Source organism: Oscillibacter sp. ER4 (assembly GCF_000765235.1).
Taxonomy (GTDB): Bacteria; Bacillota; Clostridia; order Oscillospirales; family Oscillospiraceae; genus Hominicoprocola; species Hominicoprocola fusiformis.
The window spans coordinates 1-585 of the sequence record NZ_JPJG01000127.1 but is presented as its reverse complement, the minus strand read 5'-3'; the positions used below and the strand labels follow the sequence as shown (position 1 = coordinate 585).

Genomic DNA, 585 nt, shown 5'->3' with positions numbered 1-585 from the left:
CTCCGCGGGCTGGGTTTACTTGGTTTTGCGCTTGGTTTTCCCGGCGCAGACGGGACATCCGCATTGCTGCACACCGGCGCGGGAGTAGATGGTGGCTTTCCAGACATGGCCGTAAGAGCACTGCCACCACGCTTTTTTGTGGCTGCCGGCTGTGACCATCTCTGGTGTCAGTGCGCCGTTGAGGGTCTCGTGCCATTGCTTCGCGACGAGCGGCGCTGCGGTCGCTAAGTCATTGAAGCCCGGCAGCACCTTTCGGTTGGCGCAGTAAGGACAGCCGTCGCCGCGCTGCACGCGCTGCGCAATCATCGCACGATAGGAGTGGCCTTTTTCGCATCGCCACCACACACGGCGATTCGAGCCCGCGGTGACATTGTTTGGATGGAGCACGCCGTTTTTCTCCTCGTCCCACTGCGCGGCAATGTCCGGGTACAGCGTCGCAAGATCGTTTTCACCGGCCAACGCCTGCCGTCCGGTGCAGACCGGACAGCCCGTGCCGAGGGTCGTCCTCGAATACACCGCCGCGCGCCACGAATGGCCTTTCGGACAGCGCCACCAGACTTTGCGCCTTGTACCGGAGATCACCTG

1 protein-coding gene is annotated in these 585 nt (G+C 62.7%); it reads right to left on the bottom strand.

Going from position 1 to position 585, the window contains the following annotated elements:
- Positions 1–15: 15 nt before the first annotated feature.
- Positions 16–585: zinc-ribbon domain-containing protein (locus NI20_RS0113635; protein ID WP_197055416.1), on the bottom strand; the 570-nt coding region annotated here is incomplete at its 5' end.